This window comes from Bacillus sp. FSL K6-1284, from assembly GCF_038002625.1.
Taxonomy (GTDB): domain Bacteria; phylum Bacillota; class Bacilli; order Bacillales; family Bacillaceae; genus Bacillus; species Bacillus paralicheniformis.
The window spans coordinates 1,724,700-1,741,105 of the sequence record NZ_JBBOCW010000001.1 but is presented as its reverse complement, the minus strand read 5'-3'; the positions used below and the strand labels follow the sequence as shown (position 1 = coordinate 1,741,105).

The window sequence follows — 16,406 nt, the reverse complement described above, 5'->3', positions numbered from 1 at the left end:
AAACGAGTATAGCACGTTCCGCGATTCGGTCAAAAGATTTAGCTCCATTCGTTTTCAAGCGCCTTGATACTGTGATATAAAAAGGTAAGATGCGGAGCAGACTCCTCTGACTCTTTTGCCCGCTTCAGCAGATAGCCCATAATCGCATCGGCTTCCGTTTTTCTTCCGGCCAGCACATCGGCAAGCATCGAAGACGTGTTGCTTTTTGTCCGGCGGCAGACGGAAAGAACATGGTCCCATGCTGCTTGGCGTTCTTCAAGTTCCAAAATCCGGCTCGCTTCTTCAAAGACGAGCTTCATATAGGCCTCATACATCGGCTCTTCAAGCAGTGCGCCGTTTTCCACCCGCAAAAGAGCCGTCAGCGGATTGATGCACGCATTGACAATCAATTTTCCAGCGAGGGTCTTATACCAGTCTTCACACCAAATAAAAGGGAACGCTTCATGAACTGAAGCGAGCTCTTTTTTCAGCCGGGAGGCGGATGGGCTTCGGAACGCGCTCCATTTTACGGCCCCTTTTCCCGTGTGCCGGAATGTGCGGTCATCCACCCTGACTGCCCCGTGTTCCACAGATCCCGTATAAATGCGGTGGCCCGTCTGCCATTTTTCAAGCACGGGAATATGTGCCATTCCATTTTGCAGGAACATGATATCACGAGGCGCGGCCTGTTCCAGTTCCGGCAGAACGCCTCCGAGCTGATGCTCCTTTACGGCAACAAAAAGAAGATCGCAGTCAGGATCAAGTTCAGTCCTGCCTCTGACGTTCCTGATCATCTCTTGTTCGTCTTCAAGAAGGCGGATTCCCTTTTCTTCAATCGCTTCAGCCTGTTCCTTTCTCCGAGCGATCACCGTCACTTCATGGCCGAATGAAAAATAGTATGCAAAAAGGAGGCCGACCGAGCCTCCTCCGATGACTCCGATTTTCACATGCTCACACCCCGATTTTTTCATATACTGTATATCATAGCAGAAATGTTCGCCGTTGACTTGTAAGTTGTTTCAAATATTCAGAACCATTTCGCTTCATTATATTAGAAAATTTTTATCATTTGGATTTTTTGAAAAAAGCGTTTACAATAGAAGTAGACCACAAACAAGGGGGTAACATAATGGTCAAAGTCGAACGTTTGCTGATCAATTACAAAACGCTTGAAGAATTTAAAAAGTTCAGGGAGTACGGGATTCAAGAGCTTTCCATGCTGGAGGACCTTGAAAGCAACATGATTGAAAACGACAGCAATTCACCTTTTTACGGCATCTATTACGGGGATCGGCTCGTCGCAAGAATGAGCCTGTATAAGGCGGATGGAAAAACCAACCAATACTTTGAAGAAGGCCAGGATTACCTCGAGCTCTGGAAGCTTGAAGTATTGCCGGGGTATCAGCGCAACGGCTACGGTACGATGCTGGTGGAGTTCGCCAAATCATTCGGACTCCCGATTCGCACAAGCCCGCGTGTCAAATCATCCGATTTTTGGAGCAAGATGGGCTTTACACCGGTTAAATACGATATGGCCCGGGATAAAGGGGAAAATCCGCTCGTTTGGCATCCTGCGAGCGAACCAAATCAAAGTTCTGAATCAGCCTAAATGAAAAAAGCCGGCCGAAAGCGGATGGCCGGTTTTCTATTTTTCAAGTGGCTCGAGATTTTCATTCGACTCCGGCTGGAGCTTCACCTTTTTGTTTCGTTCGCCTTCCTGAAGAACGACCATTTTTCGGGCTCTCTCCATGATTTCAATCAAGGCTTTATAGTCCTCTTCCGTCAATTCAAGCCGTTTTTTCAGCGATTGATTTTCGCTTCGCAGCTTTTCAACTTCTTGTTTCAGCTCATTGATTTCTTCAGCGAGCTTTTTCTTCTCATCTATAAAGTCTTTTTGAACAGGGGCTTCTTTCAGCTTTTCAAGGTATTGAATAACATCATCGAGCGTCAGATTTTCCGCATTGCTCCCGGAAACCGTTTTGACAGATCCAGGAAGATTCGCAGAATGGACGCCTATTTTTTTGCGCAGCTCTTTACGCTGCTTTTTTGCCAGTTCAATACCTGATTGGTATTGCTTTCTGACAAAGGAATTCCAGCGGAATCCGCAGGCAGCGGCCGTTCTGCTTAAAGCCTTGCCCACTTCTTCAAAGGCTGAAAGCTGTGTGCCGCCTTCCCGAATGTGCCTTAAAACAACCTCAGCCAGCAATATATCTTCATCCTGTGTCCATGCATCCTGCCTTGTAATCGTCAAATGTTATCCCCCTCCATGACTTTATGAATTTACCTCATACATATGCGGCTGATAGAGTAGATAGACTATTTTCTTTACAGGAAATAAAAGGATGAAGGGAATAAAAAAACACAAGACCTAAAGTCTTGTGTTTTTCATTGTTGACGATTAGTTGCTTTTTACGTCTTTTCCTTTGTATGATCCACATGCTTTGCAGACGCGGTGTGAAAGTTTCATCTCACCACAGTTTGGGCATTCTACCATACCAGGCACTTGCAATTTAAAGTGTGTACGACGAAGTCTTTTTTTCGTTTTAGAAGTTCTTCTAAAAGGTACAGCCATTATTCCCACCTCCTTAAAGAGCGTTAAGATTCATCATCTTGTTTTAAGAGCTTCTCGAGTCCGGCAAGTCTCGGATCGATCCGGTCTTTCCGGTCATCTTCTCTAATGACCTGCCAATCCTTGCCCTCCTGCGGAGCACCTTCTTCTTTTTGAACAGACTCACAAAAGATTTGCATAGGGATCTCAAGAAGGATTTCTTCTTTCACGACCGGAGTCAAGTCGATGAGGTCATCCTCAACAATATGGACGTCTTCATCTTCCAATTCCTCGGTCTTATGAAATATAAACAGTTCTTTTGTAGAAATACTGAATGGATAACGAACATCAACAAGCGTTCTTGAGCAAGGCAAGATCATCTCGCCTGAAATGGTAAAATCAAATGCAGCCTGCTTTGAGCGGAATTCCGCGCGCCCTTTCACCCGCACCGGTGAAATGCTGCGTATTTCCGAGCTTTGAGAGAGTTCGCTTAAATCAACTGTTTCATCAAATTCAAAGTCTTTCTTCGGCATTTGATTCAACTGATGTATCGTCCATTTCATTGTATCACCTCTAAGTGAGCAACAAACATGATTATAGCTTTCATCATGTTTTTTGTCAATATTTTTTCTTTACAGATATGCGCCTGCGCTTTTCATTCGTTGACATTGTGAACAACAATTCATAAACTTAGAAAAAATGCTGTTTTTCGCTAGGCGTCTGGACATTCCATGTGTAAATGTATCATAACTATTTCAAGAGATGCAAGAGAGGTGAAAAAATGAAAGCGGTCGGCCTTGTTGTGGAATACAACCCTTTTCATAACGGACATTTATATCATATAAAGGAAGCAAAATCGGAAACCCGGAGCGAGGTGGCGGTTGCCGTTATGAGCGGTTCCTTTTTGCAGCGCGGCGAACCCGCCATCGTCTCAAAGTGGGCGCGAACGAAGATGGCGCTCGCATCTTTTGCCGATGTCGTCGTTGAACTTCCTTACATATTCGCTGTTCAAAAAGCGGAAACGTTTGCTGAAGGCGCCGTCTCGATTTTAAATGAGTTAGGGTGTGCTTCTTTGTTTTTCGGAAGCGAGCACGGCGATATTGAGGCGTTTCTCAATACAGCCGCACATACGATAGAGCACGAAGACGGGCTCAACGAAGAAGCAAAAAAACAAATAGCGTTTGGGCTGAGCTACCCGCAAGCGATGGCAAAGGCGTTCCGGGCTGTAACCGGAGACGGCAGAAACATTGTTGACCTTTCAAAGCCGAACAACATACTCGGATTCCATTATGTGAAAGCCATCGTGCAAAAGCAATTGAGCATGAAGCCTGAAACCGTCAAGCGCCGATCCTCGGGCTATCACGATTCGGCCTTCCCGGAAGCGGACCGAATCGCAAGCGCCACAAGCATACGCAAATCGATCTTTGAAACGGGAAGCCTCGCGAACAGCCGCTTCTACCTTCCAAAGCCATCGATCGACGAGCTTGATGAATACGCCCGGACTTTCGGCATGTGGCACTCGCCCGAAGATTATTTCCCCTTTTTGAAATACAGCCTCCATACAATGGATACAGAAGAGCTGAAAGGGATTTATGAAGTGGAAGAAGGACTTGAGCACCGCGCCAAAAAAGCGATCCGAAAAGCAGGCTCATTTAAGGAATACATGGAGCTTTTGAAAACGAAGCGCTATACGTGGACAAGGCTGCAGCGCATGAACACCCATATCCTCACAAAAACGAAGAAAGCCGACGTCAAGCGCATGTTAAGCGAACCGTATCCGGCATACATCAGACTTCTCGGCATGACAAAAAAAGGACAGGCCTATTTAGCGGAAAAGAAAAAAAGCTTGAGCGTACCCCTTATTACAAAGACGGGATCTTTTTCCCACCCTTCCCTTCAGCTCGACATAAAAGCGGGTCAAGTATACAGCGCCCCGCTCAAAGAGCCGGGGCGGACGATGCTGACTGAGCAGGAATATTCCCTTTCGCCGATCAGGTATGACGAAGACAGCCGGATATTTTTGCGCAAATAAAACCGCCTGATGTTGCTCATCAGGCGGTTTTCACTTTATCTTCCAAATAATGAATCGCATCATCCATCGTGTCGACAGGGACGATTTTCATATCGGTTTTAATATCTTTTGCCGTTTTGACCGCTTCTTCGTAGTTAGATCCTTTTTTTCCGCCTTCGTTCGGAGCAAAAAAGATGTCGGCTCCCGCCTTATCTGCGGCAACGACTTTCTGGCTGATGCCGCCGATCGGACCGACTTTGCCTTCGTCATCGATCGTTCCGGTTCCCGCAATATGGTGTCCTTTCGTCTCGTCTTCTTTTGTCAGCTGATTATAGATCTCCATTGACATCATCAGCCCTGCCGAAGGGCCGCCGATGTTTTCAATGTCCATATCGACCTCCGGCTTCACCTTGACATTGCGGTCTGTGATGAGGGATACGCCAAGCCCGGCTCTCTTCGGATCTTCTTTAAATGTTTTCAGCTTCATCTCATATGTTTTTTCTTCTTTATCCCGTTCAACTACGATTTTCACGGGGTCTCCGGCTTTTTTTGATTCGATGTAGCGGACGAAGCTCTCCGCTGAACGGAACGTTTTTCCGTCAGCTTTTTTAATTTTGTCTCCGACTTGTATTTTTCCTTCTGCAGGCATGCCGCTGACGACCGTCATGGCATATACGCCGTTAAACGTGTAGCTGACTTCTTTTCCGGCCCGCTTATAAGCGGCGATCATCGCATTTTCCTGGGAATCTCTCATCATTTGCAGCTGGCGCTTCATATATTCCTGATCAGATTCGCCTTCTTGTTTGAAATTTTCTTCCGGAAGAATTTCGTGGTAAGGGCGCACTTTTGCCCACATGTATGTAAGCGGATTTGCAGGGCCGACTTTCACTGTCATTAAAGAAAAGCTGCCTTTTTCAGGATAGCCGTTATCAACTTTAATTAAAGGTTTCAGCTCAGTCGCTTCGCCGGGTTCTGTGATGTAATAAGGCAGCTTCACAAATGACAGCGCGGCCGTGATGATAACGATCAGTAATGCGATGCGTATAATTCTTTTTTTCAGCATGTATATGTAACCCTCCATCTTTATTTTCACCGGCTCACATCTTCGGTCCGGTTCCAAATTTTCAGCCTGCATGAATTCACAGATGTATGCCATACCTTCTATTGATGCTTATTAAGGAGAAGGGCTTCAGCAAGTCTCAAGCAGCTTCCGGTTCATTTGTATCGCCGATCTGCAATCTAGTGGTCTAAAATGAGGACCAGCCTTCGTATAATGATAAAGAAGTTTCACGGAGAAGGCTTCCGCACAAATCGGGCAAGCTTTTCGTTTATTTTATCATGATCCTGTTTCCAATGTGTATTCACAGCCGCAAAGGGGGTTAGAAATGGACATGTCAAAGGTAAAGACACTTATGATTGCCGTTTTGCTGCTTTCGTTTACAGCCGCCGTCATCACCCATCCGCAAGAATCATTTGACGCTTCTAAAAGTGGACTTGCCATGTGGTGGGAGGTCGTATTCCCTTCCCTTTTGCCTTTTTTTATTTTATCAGAGCTCTTGATCGGATTTGGTGTCGTCAGGTTTGTCGGGCTGCTGCTCGAGCCTTTCATGAGACCGGTGTTCCGCGTTCCCGGCGTCGGAGGGTTCGTGCTTGCGATGGGAATGGCATCAGGAAATCCGGCCGGTGCAAAACTGACTTCAAGGCTGAGACAAGAGCGGCAGATTTCACGGGTCGAAGCAGAGCGGCTCGCTTCGTTCACCAACTCATCTAACCCGCTGTTTATTTTCGGAGCCGTTGCGGTCGGCTTTTTCCATAATCCTTCTCTCGGCGTCGTGCTTGCGGCAGCCCATTATTTGGGCAATTTCGCAGTCGGGTTGACGATGCGTACTTACGGAAGAAAAGAAGAGAACCGCACCGCTGTGCGAAAGAAGCTTCCTTTGCCTTCTATTAAAGAAGCCTTAAAAGCGCTCCATCAGGCAAGACTTGAAGAAAAGCGGCCGCTCGGCAAACTTTTGAGCGATGCTGTCATCTCTTCTGTCCAAACGCTGTTAATGGTGGGCGGCTTCATCATTCTTTTTTCGGTTTTTAATAACATTCTTTCTGTGATGCACATCACCGACATTCTTTCGCACGCCACACGAATGATTTTGACTGCTCTTCAATTCCCCGGTGATTTTGATAAACCGTTATTATCGGGATTGTTTGAAATTACGCTCGGCAGCAAACTGGTCAGTGCCACGGATGCGGCGCTTCTCCAGCAAGCGGTGATTGTCAGCTTTATTTTGGGTTTCAGCGGCTTCTGCGTTCAGGCGCAGGTTGCAGGCATTCTTGCTGAAACCGATATTCGCTTTAAGCCGTTTTTTATCGCCCGCATCCTTCAGGGAATTTATGCAGCGATCTTTGTTCTTATTCTTTGGAAGCCTCTTTATACATCGTTCTATTCTCCGACGGAGCCGGCCTTCTCCTTTCTGACGGCCGGGAAAACGGAATCTTTCTTTCTGCAGATGTGGAACGCGTTGGCAGAGATTGGTCCGCTCCTTACGATCGGCACCCTTCTCATTTACAGCATTCTTTATGCCAAATCTTACGCCCCTGCTAAAAAATGAGCAGCCGGTTACGGCCGCTCATTTTTTGCAAACTTTTTTTCAAGTGCAGCCTCGACCGCTTCCGGCACGAGTTCTGCGACTGAACCTTTATATTTTGCCACTTCTTTGACAATGCTTGAACTAAGGAATGAGTATTGGTTATTCGTCATCATAAAAAACGTTTCAATATTTTCATCAAGCACTTTGTTCATAGAGGTTCCCTGCATCTCGTATTCAAAGTCAGATACCGCTCTAAGCCCTCGCAGGATGACGTTCGCCTGCTTGCTCTTTGCATAATCAATCAATAGCCCCTGGAAAGATTCCACTTGCACATTCGGGATATCCTTCGTCACTTCGCGAAGCAGCCCACAGCGTTCTTCCACCGTAAACAGCGGCTTTTTCGAAGAATTGTTCAAGACGCATACATACACTTTGTCAAACACTTTCGCCCCGCGCCTGATGATATCCAAATGTCCAAAAGTCACCGGATCAAAACTTCCGGGACAAACGGCAATGCTAGCCATCCCCATTCCCTCTCTTTCTGTATATGGTCACGCCTGTTAAGCCGTATATTTCCTGACGGGCAAGCTGAAGTCCGCCCGCCTCGGTCGGAAGGATAACTTCCTTCCCATGCTCAGCTACAATAAAACCTCTGTCAGTCAGCATATCCGCTTCATCAATCTTCGATAAAAGCGCTTCCAGCTTTTGTTCTCGATATGGCGGGTCCAAAAAGACGGCGTCAAAGCTTGCGCCCCTTTTCACCAGCGCATGGAGAGCCCGTTCAGCGTCATTCCTGTATACCTCGGCCCGTTTTTCCAAGCCCAGTGTTTTCAAATTGCCTTTTACGGTTTGAATCGCTTTAAAATCACGGTCGACAAAAATGAAGCGGTCAAACCCCCGCGACAGCGCTTCAATCCCCAATCCGCCGCTTCCCGCGTACAGATCAAGACCCGTGCCGCCTTCAAAATACGGGCCGATCATATTAAAGATGGATTCCTTTACTTTATCAGTCGTCGGCCTTGTCGACGTGCCGGGAACCGCTTTTAAGGCACGTCCCTTATACGTCCCAGAAATCACTCTCATACTTCCACCACTTTTTCTTAAAACTCGAAAAAAATCATTCCTATCTTATCATAAAGTGTTTTCTGGCACAAACACCCAAAGTACAAATTCATATGTATAGCAAAAAGGCTCAGTGGTGATAATAATAGCAACAGCATCGATTGATGTTGTTGCCAACCGCGGAGAAGACTTACGTTTCCCCATAAGTTCTTCCTCCGGTTTCTCCTCTCCCTTTGCCTTCTCCTTGATTTTTAAGGAATAGAAGGACCCCGCAGAGGTATTTCTGCGGGGATTTTTTTAAAATAAAGCAAGTTAGAGCCCGGCTTTATAGTCGTATTCTTTCGCTTTATCCTGCTTGGATTCAAACTCCATTTTCAAGAACGGTTTGTATGAAAGATCCACCTGTTTGACAAAAGAGTACGAACGTATTTTAGCGATGATTCTTTCGGCATCTTCCATATTGCAATAAACCACTACATATTTCAGCCGCTTTGAAACGTAATGAACATTTCCGAATTTCCTGAGCATTTTCGCCTGCTTCAAGGAGTGCAGCCAAACGATTAAGCCTTGACGCCTGATTTCCAAATTGTTCACCTGCCTGTCGCTCTGTGCATGAAGTTCTAAAAAAAACGAGACTCGGGGCGACCGAGCCTCATCAGGAAACTTTACAGCCGCAGCTTCCGCCTGACCCGCAGCCGCCGCCGCAAGATGAAAGATTATCAAAATAAGGGTTTCCAGTCGGTACTTTGATATGTTTTGATACAGCCTGACCGATTTCCACGCTGACTTCATCTAGGATAGATTGCAGCTCGGTTTCCGCCTTTTTAAATTCGGCTACTGTATCGTGAAGGTCAAGCTCCCGTTTGATTTCCCTCATTTTCTTGGATATCTCTTTATAATCAGGATGATACTTGCCAAAGCGCTGCACATCCTCATACTGTTCTTTTATTTTCGTAAACGAATCGATAATACGTCCGGCCTCTTCATCTTCGCGGAGACGCTTGTAGCATTTTCTGTAATGTTCAGCCGCCTCTGATTGAAGAATCATGTTGGCCAAATCATATGCTTCATTTTGAAGCCGCAACGATTCCATTGTGGCAAACATAGACATGCACCTCCAGCTATAGTGTATCACAAAACAGCCGTTTTCAAAAATGTCTGTGCCGCCTCCAAACTATTATTTTCCAAAACCTTCGCTTGCACAAGCTGCATCGCGCCATTCTGAAACGCCCTTGGGTTTTGGTTTATGGGTGGCGCAGCCGGCCAGCAAGAGGCACAACATGATTACAAGCCAGCACTTTTTCATCACAGATCAACTCCTTTACACCTAGCTTTGCCAGAATGACGCGATTTATCATCATAAAAAAAAGACTCAGGCTTTAAATTAATCCTGAGTGCGCATCGCATGAAACATTTGAAGCATCATCTGGGCCATCTGAATGCCGCCCGATAGCTGGTTGACCCTGTGAGGAATCGTTTTTTCATAAAAGTTCATCATATCGAGATGAAAGGCTGACAAGTCATTCGGATTCCGCGAAAGCTTGCGGTACCAGACCGGCTGCTCACGGATGAACCGGCGGCGCTCTTCATCAGCGAACACATACTCCTGCACTTCTTTACGCATGTCTGACTCCTTCCCTAATCTTTTCGGAAAGAAAACGGATGCTCGCCGCCGCTTTGATTCTGCTGTTTTTGGCTTCCGCCCGAAAACTGGCTGAGCAAGCTTTGCAGCGAAGAAATAGACTGGCTCATTTTATTGATCTGCTCATTCATTTGATTGGCATCCATCTTTCGGACGGCCGTCACCATTTTTGAAATGAAATCGTTTTTGCCGCCAGCAGAAGGCTCCTTTTCTGCCGAAGCTTCTTTTTCCCTGTACGGATCCCAAATCGAATCGTCTTCCCCGAGCAAAACCCAGTTTTCATATACTTCCTGCCAGCTTTTTTCTTGTTTCCGGACTTCGGAAATCAACTTAGGATGCCGTTTAATAAATTGCTTAAATTCATCAATGGATGATTGCGCGTTTTGATTTGCCAACGTCTACACCCCCTCCGAAAACATATGCCTGCTATAGTGTAATCCGCCCCGGCAAAATGTGTTCGCCTAAAAATTCCTCTTTTTATAGGAGTCCGTGCGGAAGAGAGAGCAGCCGACCAAACATTAAAAGTTTCATGGTTTTCTCTAAAAACTAAAAACCCGGGTATGATCCCGGGCTCTAGTGCCATTCTTTAATAAAGTTCTGCGTATAATATTTCTCGTCCACCCCGACTCCGAGATGAGTATAGTCGGCATTTAATAGCGCTTTTCTGTGTCCTTCGCTGTTTAACCAGCCTTCAACCGCCGCAGGCCCGTCGACATAGTTGAGCGCGATATTTTCCCCCGCCTGCTCAAAGTTCACTTTCCCTTTTTCCAGCCTGTCTTTGAGCGTGCCTTCCGTTTCTGACACATGGGAGAAATAATGGTGCTCTTTCATGTCGCTGCTGTGGCCGTATGCCACTTTTGATACGCCTTCATCCCAAGAGAGCTGGGAAAGACCGTGTCTTGCGCGGATGACATTCGTCAAATCAAAGATCTGCTTCTCATTTGCTTTCTCGATTTTTTTCCAATCCGATTCTGTCAATGCTTGAGGTTCGATCAGGGTGCCTCTGTAGACAACTTCATACGGCCTTTGCTTGATGAAAGTCGGCGCATCAAATGCCCTGATGCTTGACAGCGTTCCCTCGAATTTATCCATATACAGCTGAACATAAATGTCTCCGACTTTCACCGTCGGCCTTGTATTCATGTCTTCCTCAGAAAATTCGAAACGGTATGAACTGCCTTTATATTGAACATTGACATAAGGGGCGATCTGGGCGGTTTTGAAGACTTCCCTTGACGGCCGTCCAATTTTAAACGGAGCGGTGTTCAACCCGTCGCCTGTCGCAAACAATGTCACGGCCTTGCCGCCAAGCAAGCCGATTTGAACGTACTGTTTTGCCCCTTGGCTATAGACCCACCATTCATAATCATATGCTGAAGGATCGACCCTGTCCGGTTTCCCCAGTTTCTTTTCGATCGTCTCAGCCGACTCTCCGATAAAAGAAAGCAAGCCGGAATCGGGAATGTTCAAGGATTTCTCTTTTTTCGCATCCTCGTTTGAGACTTGCGGCTTGTCTTCCTTCACAATTTTCTCAGGTGTTGAACCGTATTGAATAAACAGCGTGTATGAAGCCGCAACGATGAGAAGGATCACAATCGCTCTTAATATATTTTTCAAACTTTCACCTCCGACTGACGGATCAATCTATCCATAAAACGGCGCACCGCATCAAAAACTTGCCTTTAGTGTCATTTAAACAGAACTGACATGAATTTTCAATGATAATACAGCCTATTAAGATGTGCGACAAAATATGTTTTAATGAAGAAAATCTCCAGGCCTCTCTTCGTTTTCCGATATAAATGTCAGCGCGTCGCCAGCCTGCCGGTTTGATTTTTTGTGGGTTGAAACATCGCCTAGCGTAATGATGCCCGCAAGCGTCTTTCCCCGTGTAACCGGGACCCTCCTGATCTGATAATCTCCCATGAGATCAACCGCTTTTTCAATTGAATCGTCTTCACTTACCGTAATGAGATCCGTCGTCATGACATTTGTAATTTTTTGCGAATTTGGTTTTTTAACGGCGATCCCCCGCAGCACCAAATCCCGGTCAGTAACGATCCCAACCAGTTCCAAACCGTCATCAAGCACAACCGGAATCGCTCCGACATTTCCGTCTTTCATTTTCACGGCAGCCTCGTACACATTATCAAGAACTGTACAATATAATATTTCCTTTGTCATAATATCTTTCACACGTGTCAATCAGAAGACCTCCTCTTGTCTTTCGTTTGTTCATATTGTCGTCAAGCCGCCCGCGATTCATACTGTTCACAAAAATATTTATATATCGGCTAAAGCCAGGATTGAAAGTTTAACGCTTTCATACTATGATTGTCAGTAAAGGTAATTTTTTAAAGGGGGTTTTACGGGATGAAATTTGAAGAATCCGGTATCGAAGGCTTGACTGCTGACCTTAACCGGTTAGACGACATCATGGAAAACGAAGGGTTCGTAAGAGCTGGCCAATGGGATTATGAACGCGTCACATATGACCGCAAATTCGATATGGTGGAAGGCAGGTACTACCTCCGCGTGTTCGGATATGCCGTCGAAGGCGATGTGGGCGCCCGGCGCGCGGTCATCAAACTGATGACACCGCTTCTGGGCAAATATTATTATCCGCATGGAGTGGAATACGGTGAAAACGAACATTTCCCGCCGCAGCTCCTCAAAACAAGCAAGACGGTGCTGAATTCAATCAAAGAAAAAGTGTCAGCGCTTGAAGTGTAGCAGACGTACATAAAAAGGGTACAGCCCCTCTGATGAGGCTGTACCCTTTTTTCATCTTAATGAACCGTAGACGGCGAGTATCGTTCTTCTTCCAGTTCCTTTTCGTCTTTGGCTCTTTCCTTCCTCGCCCATCCGAAAAAGATAATCGCCAAAAATGTCCCGTACACGATTTCCTGTAAGATTTTCATGACGATCGCGCCAAGCTGCTGATCTTCCAGAACAGGCATGCTGCTGAACATTTCCGGACCTGTAAGCGTCATTCCGCTCAGCGTATCGAGAGGAACGCACAGTTTCATTGCCTCCGCCCATGCGGAAGGATCTGAATATGTCGAATACAGGGTCGTATCGCTAAACATGATCAGCGCGCACGCTGGTGTCAGCAAAATGCCGTCAGCCATAATGTAGCCGAGTTTCAAAAGTCCGTTCATTTGCGGAAGCTCCTCGACCTTGTGAACGAGCGGCCACCACATGAAAAACGCCGCAATGAAGATCAGCACCGTAATGACGGCATGATAAACGGCATCTGTCTTAATAAAATCAAACACCAAAGGAATGTGATACATCGAAAATAAACCGTTAAACACGATAATCGCGATCAATGGTTTTGAAAAAAACCGGAACAGCGGCTTGACGACCGGCAGAAAAATGACCTTTTTCCAAAACCAAGGCGGTATGCCAAGGATGATCAAAGGCGGTACGATCAAATACAAAACCGCCATTTGCGCCATATGCGCGCTGAACATAATATGTCCCAGCAAATCAATCGGACTGCCTTTAGACGCGTATAAAAGAAACATCGCTGTCACGAATAAACCGATTTCTTTCCTGGATGCCCGCTCTTCTTCTGATCCAAATCGTTTCATCAGAAAAAAGTAAAGGACGGTTATGAAAACGACAGCCCCTAGGAAATAGGGGCTCCACAGGGCGCGAAAACCGAATATTTCAAGGCTGCCCAACATGAGGCATCCTCCTTTCTGTATGTCGGTTCGATTACCACCAGATAAGCGTCACAAAAGCCAAAACGGTAACAAAAGCGACCAAAACGCCCGAATAAAGGAACAAAGTCGGCGCTTCATGCCCCCGCTGACTCATATGCATGAAGTAGTACAGCTGAAATGCAACCTGAATGACGGCCAGCAGCAGAATGAACGGCACCGTAAACCATACGCCTGCATCTGAGGCGACCGTTAAAAAAGCGACAAGGGTCAAGCCGATCATCAAACCGAATGAAATAACCTGATATCTCATGTCCTCCGCGTTTTTCTTTTTGCGGTAGGCAAGATCTGTTTTGGGATTCCCTCTGTTTTCGTTATTCACCATTTTTATCCCACCATCCCCATCAAGTATACAACGGTAAAGATAAACACCCAGACAACGTCGATAAAATGCCAATAGAGGCTTGCGACAAAAAACTTCGGCGCGTTGTAAAGGCTTAATCCGCGGCGCGCATTTCTGATCATCAAAGAAAGAATCCAGAGCAGCCCGAACGTAACGTGCGCACCGTGCGTGCCGACTAGCGTATAAAAAGCGGAGCCGAGAGCCGAGCTTTGAATGGTGAACCCATATTCGTGAATATAATGGGTGAATTCATATATTTCAAGCGCCAGGAAGCCTGCACCGAGCAGAACAGTGATTCCGAGCCAAACCTGCATCTTTTTAAAAGCAAAGTTCTTCATATGATACATGGCATATACGCTCGTTAAACTGCTCGTTAAAAGGAGCATTGTCGCCAGAAAGACCAGCCCCATGTCAAACATCTCAGTCGTTTTCGGCCCTCCTGCATTTGAATTCTTCAGCGCAAGGTATGTTGCGAAGAGAGACGCGAAAAGAACCGTCTCTCCTCCGAGAAATAGCCAAAAGCCGATAAACTTATTTTTTCCTTCTAATGTAGCTTTTTCAGGAGAAGCCGGGAAGGTTTCAGCCGTTAATTTCTCTTCTGTATGCATTATGCCTTCACCCCTTTGTCGTCATCATCCATCAGTTCTTCTTTATGAATATGATACCCGTGGTCATCAATTACAGACCGGAGAAGCATCATAAATAATGTGATTCCTAATCCAATCAGAATGACAGGCAGCCCCCAGGCAAATTCCGTCCGGTACATGAAGCCGAAAGCGGATATAAACAGCCCGAGTGACATGATGAACGGGAGAATCGATCCGTTTGGCATATGGACGTCCTGAAGCGGCTCCGCGGCGGTCATTGACTGCTTGCCGGCTCTTTTTTCGATCCATAAAGCATCAAGGCCTCTAACCAGAGGCAGCTGTTTAAAGTTGTATTCAGGAGGCGGTGAAGAAACGGCCCACTCAAGCGTTCTTCCGTCATGCCAAGGATCGCTGCCGACTTTTTCCCCTTTGGCAGTCGTCACGATAATATTGATCACGAGTATGATGACCGCAGCCGCCATAAACACAGCTCCGATTGAACTGATTAAGTTCGCCATGTCAAATCCCTGATTCGGCAAGTATGTGAACACGCGTCTCGGCATTCCCCACAACCCGAGCCAATGCTGGATGAAGAAAGTCAGATGGAACCCGATGAAAAAGAGCACAAATGTTATTTTGCCCAACGCTTCGCTCAGCATTTTCCCGAACATTTTCGGCCACCAGTAATGAGCGCCGGCGAGGATGGCAAACACCACTCCGCCGATGATGACGTAATGGAAGTGAGCCACGACAAAGTACGTGTCGTGGAACTGATAGTCAGCCGGTGCAGCAGCAAGCATGACACCTGTCACCCCGCCCATGACAAACGACGGAATAAAAGAAATCGCATAAAGCATCGGCGTTGTAAACTTAATGCTCCCGCCCCAAGCCGTGAGCAGCCAGTTGAAGATTTTAATTCCGGTCGGGACGGCAATGGCCATCGTCGCCACCGCAAAAATGGCGTTCGCCACAGGCCCGAGTCCCGTTGTAAACATATGGTGGGCCCAAACCATGAAGCCTAAAAAGCCGATCAATACGGTCGCAAATACCATTGAAGAATAACCGAACAGCCTTTTTCTCGCAAAAACCGGAATGATTTCCGAAAAGATTCCGAACGCCGGGAGTACGAGAATATAAACTTCAGGGTGTCCGAAGATCCAGAACAGATGCTCCCAAATGATCGTATTACCGCCTAATTCCGGATTGAAAAAGCTCGTTCCGAACAACCGGTCCAGCATCAAGAGCGCGATGCCTACGGTCAGCGGCGGGAACGCGAATAAAATCAAAGCCGAAGCGACGAATGTCGTCCATGTGAAAAGCGGCAGCCTCATGTATGTCATGCCCGGCGCCCTCATATTGATAATCGTCGCGAGAAAGTTAATTCCGGCAATCAGCGTACCGATCCCGGCAATTTGCAGACCGAGAACATAGAAATCGATCCCGTGCCCTTCGGAATGAAGGGAAAGCGACGCGTAAGACGTCCAGCCGGCATCGGGTGCCCCTCCCAAAAACCAGCTTAAATTCAGAAAGATGCCGCCGAAAAGGAACAGCCAGAAGCCGAGCGAGTTCAAAAATGGAAACGCAACATCCCTCGCGCCTATCTGCAGCGGAACGACGGCATTCATCAGTGCGAACAAAAGCGGCATCGCTGCCAGGAAAATCATCGTTGTACCGTGCATCGTCATGATTTCATTGTAGACTCCGCCGCTCATGATGTCATTGTTCGGTATCATCAGCTGAACCCTGATCAGCATCGCTTCGATTCCGCCGAGCACAAAGAAGAACCCGCCGCCCAGCAAATAAAGGATGGCAATCTTTTTATGATCGACAGTCGTTAAATAGTCCCATAATACAGCCCCAAAACCTTGCTTTTTCTTAAGCGTACTCACAATGTAACCTCCCTCATTCTCCCTTTGAAGCG

Annotated in this window: 23 protein-coding genes; 4 read left to right on the top strand and 19 right to left on the bottom strand. The window is 46.6% G+C overall.

What is annotated here, in order from left to right; all coding sequences use genetic code 11:
• Positions 1 to 38: 38 nt before the first annotated feature.
• Entirely contained in the window at positions 39 to 926 is an 888-nt protein-coding gene (locus tag MHB72_RS09085; RefSeq protein WP_216920515.1) for a 2-dehydropantoate 2-reductase, read from the bottom strand.
• Positions 927 to 1,108: 182 nt separating this feature from the next.
• Between MHB72_RS09085 and MHB72_RS09080 the strand changes: the two genes are divergently transcribed.
• Entirely contained in the window at positions 1,109 to 1,588 is a 480-nt protein-coding gene (locus tag MHB72_RS09080; RefSeq protein WP_020451291.1) for an N-acetyltransferase, read from the top strand.
• A gap of 36 nt (positions 1,589 to 1,624) precedes the next feature.
• Here MHB72_RS09080 and gerR read toward each other — a convergent pair whose 3' ends face one another.
• The 3 genes from gerR to MHB72_RS09065 form a co-directional block, all read right to left on the bottom strand.
• On the bottom strand, positions 1,625 to 2,230 hold the full coding sequence (gene gerR / locus MHB72_RS09075; protein WP_023857254.1) for a sporulation-specific transcriptional regulator GerR: 606 nt from the start codon (positions 2,228 to 2,230) through the stop codon (positions 1,625 to 1,627).
• Between the two features lie 147 nt (positions 2,231 to 2,377).
• On the bottom strand, positions 2,378 to 2,551 hold the full coding sequence (gene rpmF, locus MHB72_RS09070) for a 50S ribosomal protein L32 (protein ID WP_003181522.1): 174 nt from the start codon (positions 2,549 to 2,551) through the stop codon (positions 2,378 to 2,380).
• Between the two features lie 23 nt (positions 2,552 to 2,574).
• Positions 2,575 to 3,090 carry a YceD family protein gene (locus MHB72_RS09065; RefSeq protein WP_216920513.1) on the bottom strand — a complete coding sequence of 172 codons (516 nt, stop codon included), beginning with the start codon at positions 3,088 to 3,090 and terminating at the stop codon, positions 2,575 to 2,577.
• 218 nt (positions 3,091 to 3,308) lie between these two features.
• Here MHB72_RS09065 and MHB72_RS09060 point away from each other — a divergent pair, with 218 nt between their 5' ends.
• Positions 3,309 to 4,559 (top strand): nucleotidyltransferase, encoded by a 1,251-nt coding sequence (locus MHB72_RS09060; protein ID WP_216920510.1) that lies wholly within the window; start codon positions 3,309 to 3,311, stop codon positions 4,557 to 4,559.
• Between the two features lie 19 nt (positions 4,560 to 4,578).
• Here MHB72_RS09060 and MHB72_RS09055 read toward each other — a convergent pair whose 3' ends face one another.
• On the bottom strand, positions 4,579 to 5,601 hold the full coding sequence (locus MHB72_RS09055) for a SepM family pheromone-processing serine protease (RefSeq protein ID WP_020451287.1): 1,023 nt from the start codon (positions 5,599 to 5,601) through the stop codon (positions 4,579 to 4,581).
• A 322-nt stretch (positions 5,602 to 5,923) separates the two neighbouring features.
• On the opposite strand from MHB72_RS09055, the gene ylbJ reads away from it, so the two are divergent.
• On the top strand, positions 5,924 to 7,144 hold the full coding sequence (ylbJ, locus tag MHB72_RS09050) for a sporulation integral membrane protein YlbJ (protein WP_020451286.1): 1,221 nt from the start codon (positions 5,924 to 5,926) through the stop codon (positions 7,142 to 7,144).
• 8 nt (positions 7,145 to 7,152) lie between these two features.
• Here the strand turns inward: ylbJ and coaD are convergent, their stop codons facing one another.
• From coaD to MHB72_RS09000, 10 genes are all read right to left on the bottom strand, one after another.
• Positions 7,153 to 7,647, bottom strand: coding sequence for a pantetheine-phosphate adenylyltransferase (coaD, locus tag MHB72_RS09045; RefSeq protein ID WP_020451285.1), 495 nt, complete (start codon positions 7,645 to 7,647; stop codon positions 7,153 to 7,155).
• The gene (gene rsmD / locus MHB72_RS09040; RefSeq protein WP_020451284.1) at positions 7,640 to 8,206 is read right to left on the bottom strand and encodes a 16S rRNA (guanine(966)-N(2))-methyltransferase RsmD; all 567 of its coding nucleotides are present in this window, start codon (positions 8,204 to 8,206) and stop codon (positions 7,640 to 7,642) included. Before rsmD ends, coaD begins: the two co-directional genes overlap by 8 nt.
• Before the next feature lie 48 nt (positions 8,207 to 8,254).
• A complete protein-coding gene (locus MHB72_RS09035) occupies positions 8,255 to 8,389 on the bottom strand; it encodes a hypothetical protein (RefSeq protein WP_256163752.1) in 135 nt (44 codons plus the stop codon).
• Between the two features lie 108 nt (positions 8,390 to 8,497).
• The gene (locus MHB72_RS09030) at positions 8,498 to 8,770 is read right to left on the bottom strand and encodes a YlbG family protein (protein ID WP_009328559.1); all 273 of its coding nucleotides are present in this window, start codon (positions 8,768 to 8,770) and stop codon (positions 8,498 to 8,500) included.
• A gap of 70 nt (positions 8,771 to 8,840) precedes the next feature.
• Positions 8,841 to 9,290, bottom strand: coding sequence for a YlbF family regulator (locus MHB72_RS09025; protein WP_023857259.1), 450 nt, complete (start codon positions 9,288 to 9,290; stop codon positions 8,841 to 8,843).
• Between the two features lie 72 nt (positions 9,291 to 9,362).
• Positions 9,363 to 9,491: a hypothetical protein gene (locus tag MHB72_RS09020; RefSeq protein WP_023857260.1), complete on the bottom strand. Its 129-nt coding sequence runs from the start codon at positions 9,489 to 9,491 to the stop codon at positions 9,363 to 9,365.
• A gap of 78 nt (positions 9,492 to 9,569) precedes the next feature.
• Complete coding sequence (locus MHB72_RS09015) at positions 9,570 to 9,809, bottom strand: YlbE-like family protein (protein ID WP_020451282.1); 240 nt, start codon at positions 9,807 to 9,809, stop codon at positions 9,570 to 9,572.
• 14 nt (positions 9,810 to 9,823) lie between these two features.
• On the bottom strand, positions 9,824 to 10,222 hold the full coding sequence (locus tag MHB72_RS09010) for a YlbD family protein (RefSeq protein ID WP_020451281.1): 399 nt from the start codon (positions 10,220 to 10,222) through the stop codon (positions 9,824 to 9,826).
• Positions 10,223 to 10,400: 178 nt separating this feature from the next.
• Entirely contained in the window at positions 10,401 to 11,444 is a 1,044-nt protein-coding gene (locus MHB72_RS09005) for a CAP domain-containing protein (protein ID WP_020451280.1), read from the bottom strand.
• Positions 11,445 to 11,585: 141 nt separating this feature from the next.
• Complete coding sequence (locus MHB72_RS09000; protein WP_023857262.1) at positions 11,586 to 12,032, bottom strand: CBS domain-containing protein; 447 nt, start codon at positions 12,030 to 12,032, stop codon at positions 11,586 to 11,588.
• A gap of 168 nt (positions 12,033 to 12,200) precedes the next feature.
• Here MHB72_RS09000 and MHB72_RS08995 point away from each other — a divergent pair, with 168 nt between their 5' ends.
• On the top strand, positions 12,201 to 12,560 hold the full coding sequence (locus MHB72_RS08995; protein ID WP_020451278.1) for a YugN family protein: 360 nt from the start codon (positions 12,201 to 12,203) through the stop codon (positions 12,558 to 12,560).
• Between the two features lie 56 nt (positions 12,561 to 12,616).
• On the opposite strand, the gene ctaG is transcribed toward MHB72_RS08995, so the two are convergent.
• The 4 genes from ctaG to ctaD are packed head-to-tail and all read right to left on the bottom strand — an operon-like array spanning position 12,617 to position 16,374.
• Entirely contained in the window at positions 12,617 to 13,516 is a 900-nt protein-coding gene (gene ctaG, locus MHB72_RS08990; protein WP_025811368.1) for a cytochrome c oxidase assembly factor CtaG, read from the bottom strand.
• 34 nt (positions 13,517 to 13,550) lie between these two features.
• The gene (gene ctaF, locus MHB72_RS08985; protein WP_020451276.1) at positions 13,551 to 13,880 is read right to left on the bottom strand and encodes a cytochrome c oxidase subunit IVB; all 330 of its coding nucleotides are present in this window, start codon (positions 13,878 to 13,880) and stop codon (positions 13,551 to 13,553) included.
• Between the two features lie 2 nt (positions 13,881 to 13,882).
• Positions 13,883 to 14,506 (bottom strand): cytochrome c oxidase subunit III, encoded by a 624-nt coding sequence (ctaE, locus tag MHB72_RS08980; RefSeq protein ID WP_020451275.1) that lies wholly within the window; start codon positions 14,504 to 14,506, stop codon positions 13,883 to 13,885.
• Positions 14,506 to 16,374 (bottom strand): cytochrome c oxidase subunit I, encoded by a 1,869-nt coding sequence (gene ctaD, locus MHB72_RS08975; RefSeq protein ID WP_020451274.1) that lies wholly within the window; start codon positions 16,372 to 16,374, stop codon positions 14,506 to 14,508. The genes ctaE and ctaD overlap by 1 nt, the downstream gene beginning before the upstream one ends.
• Positions 16,375 to 16,406: the final 32 nt, after the last annotated feature.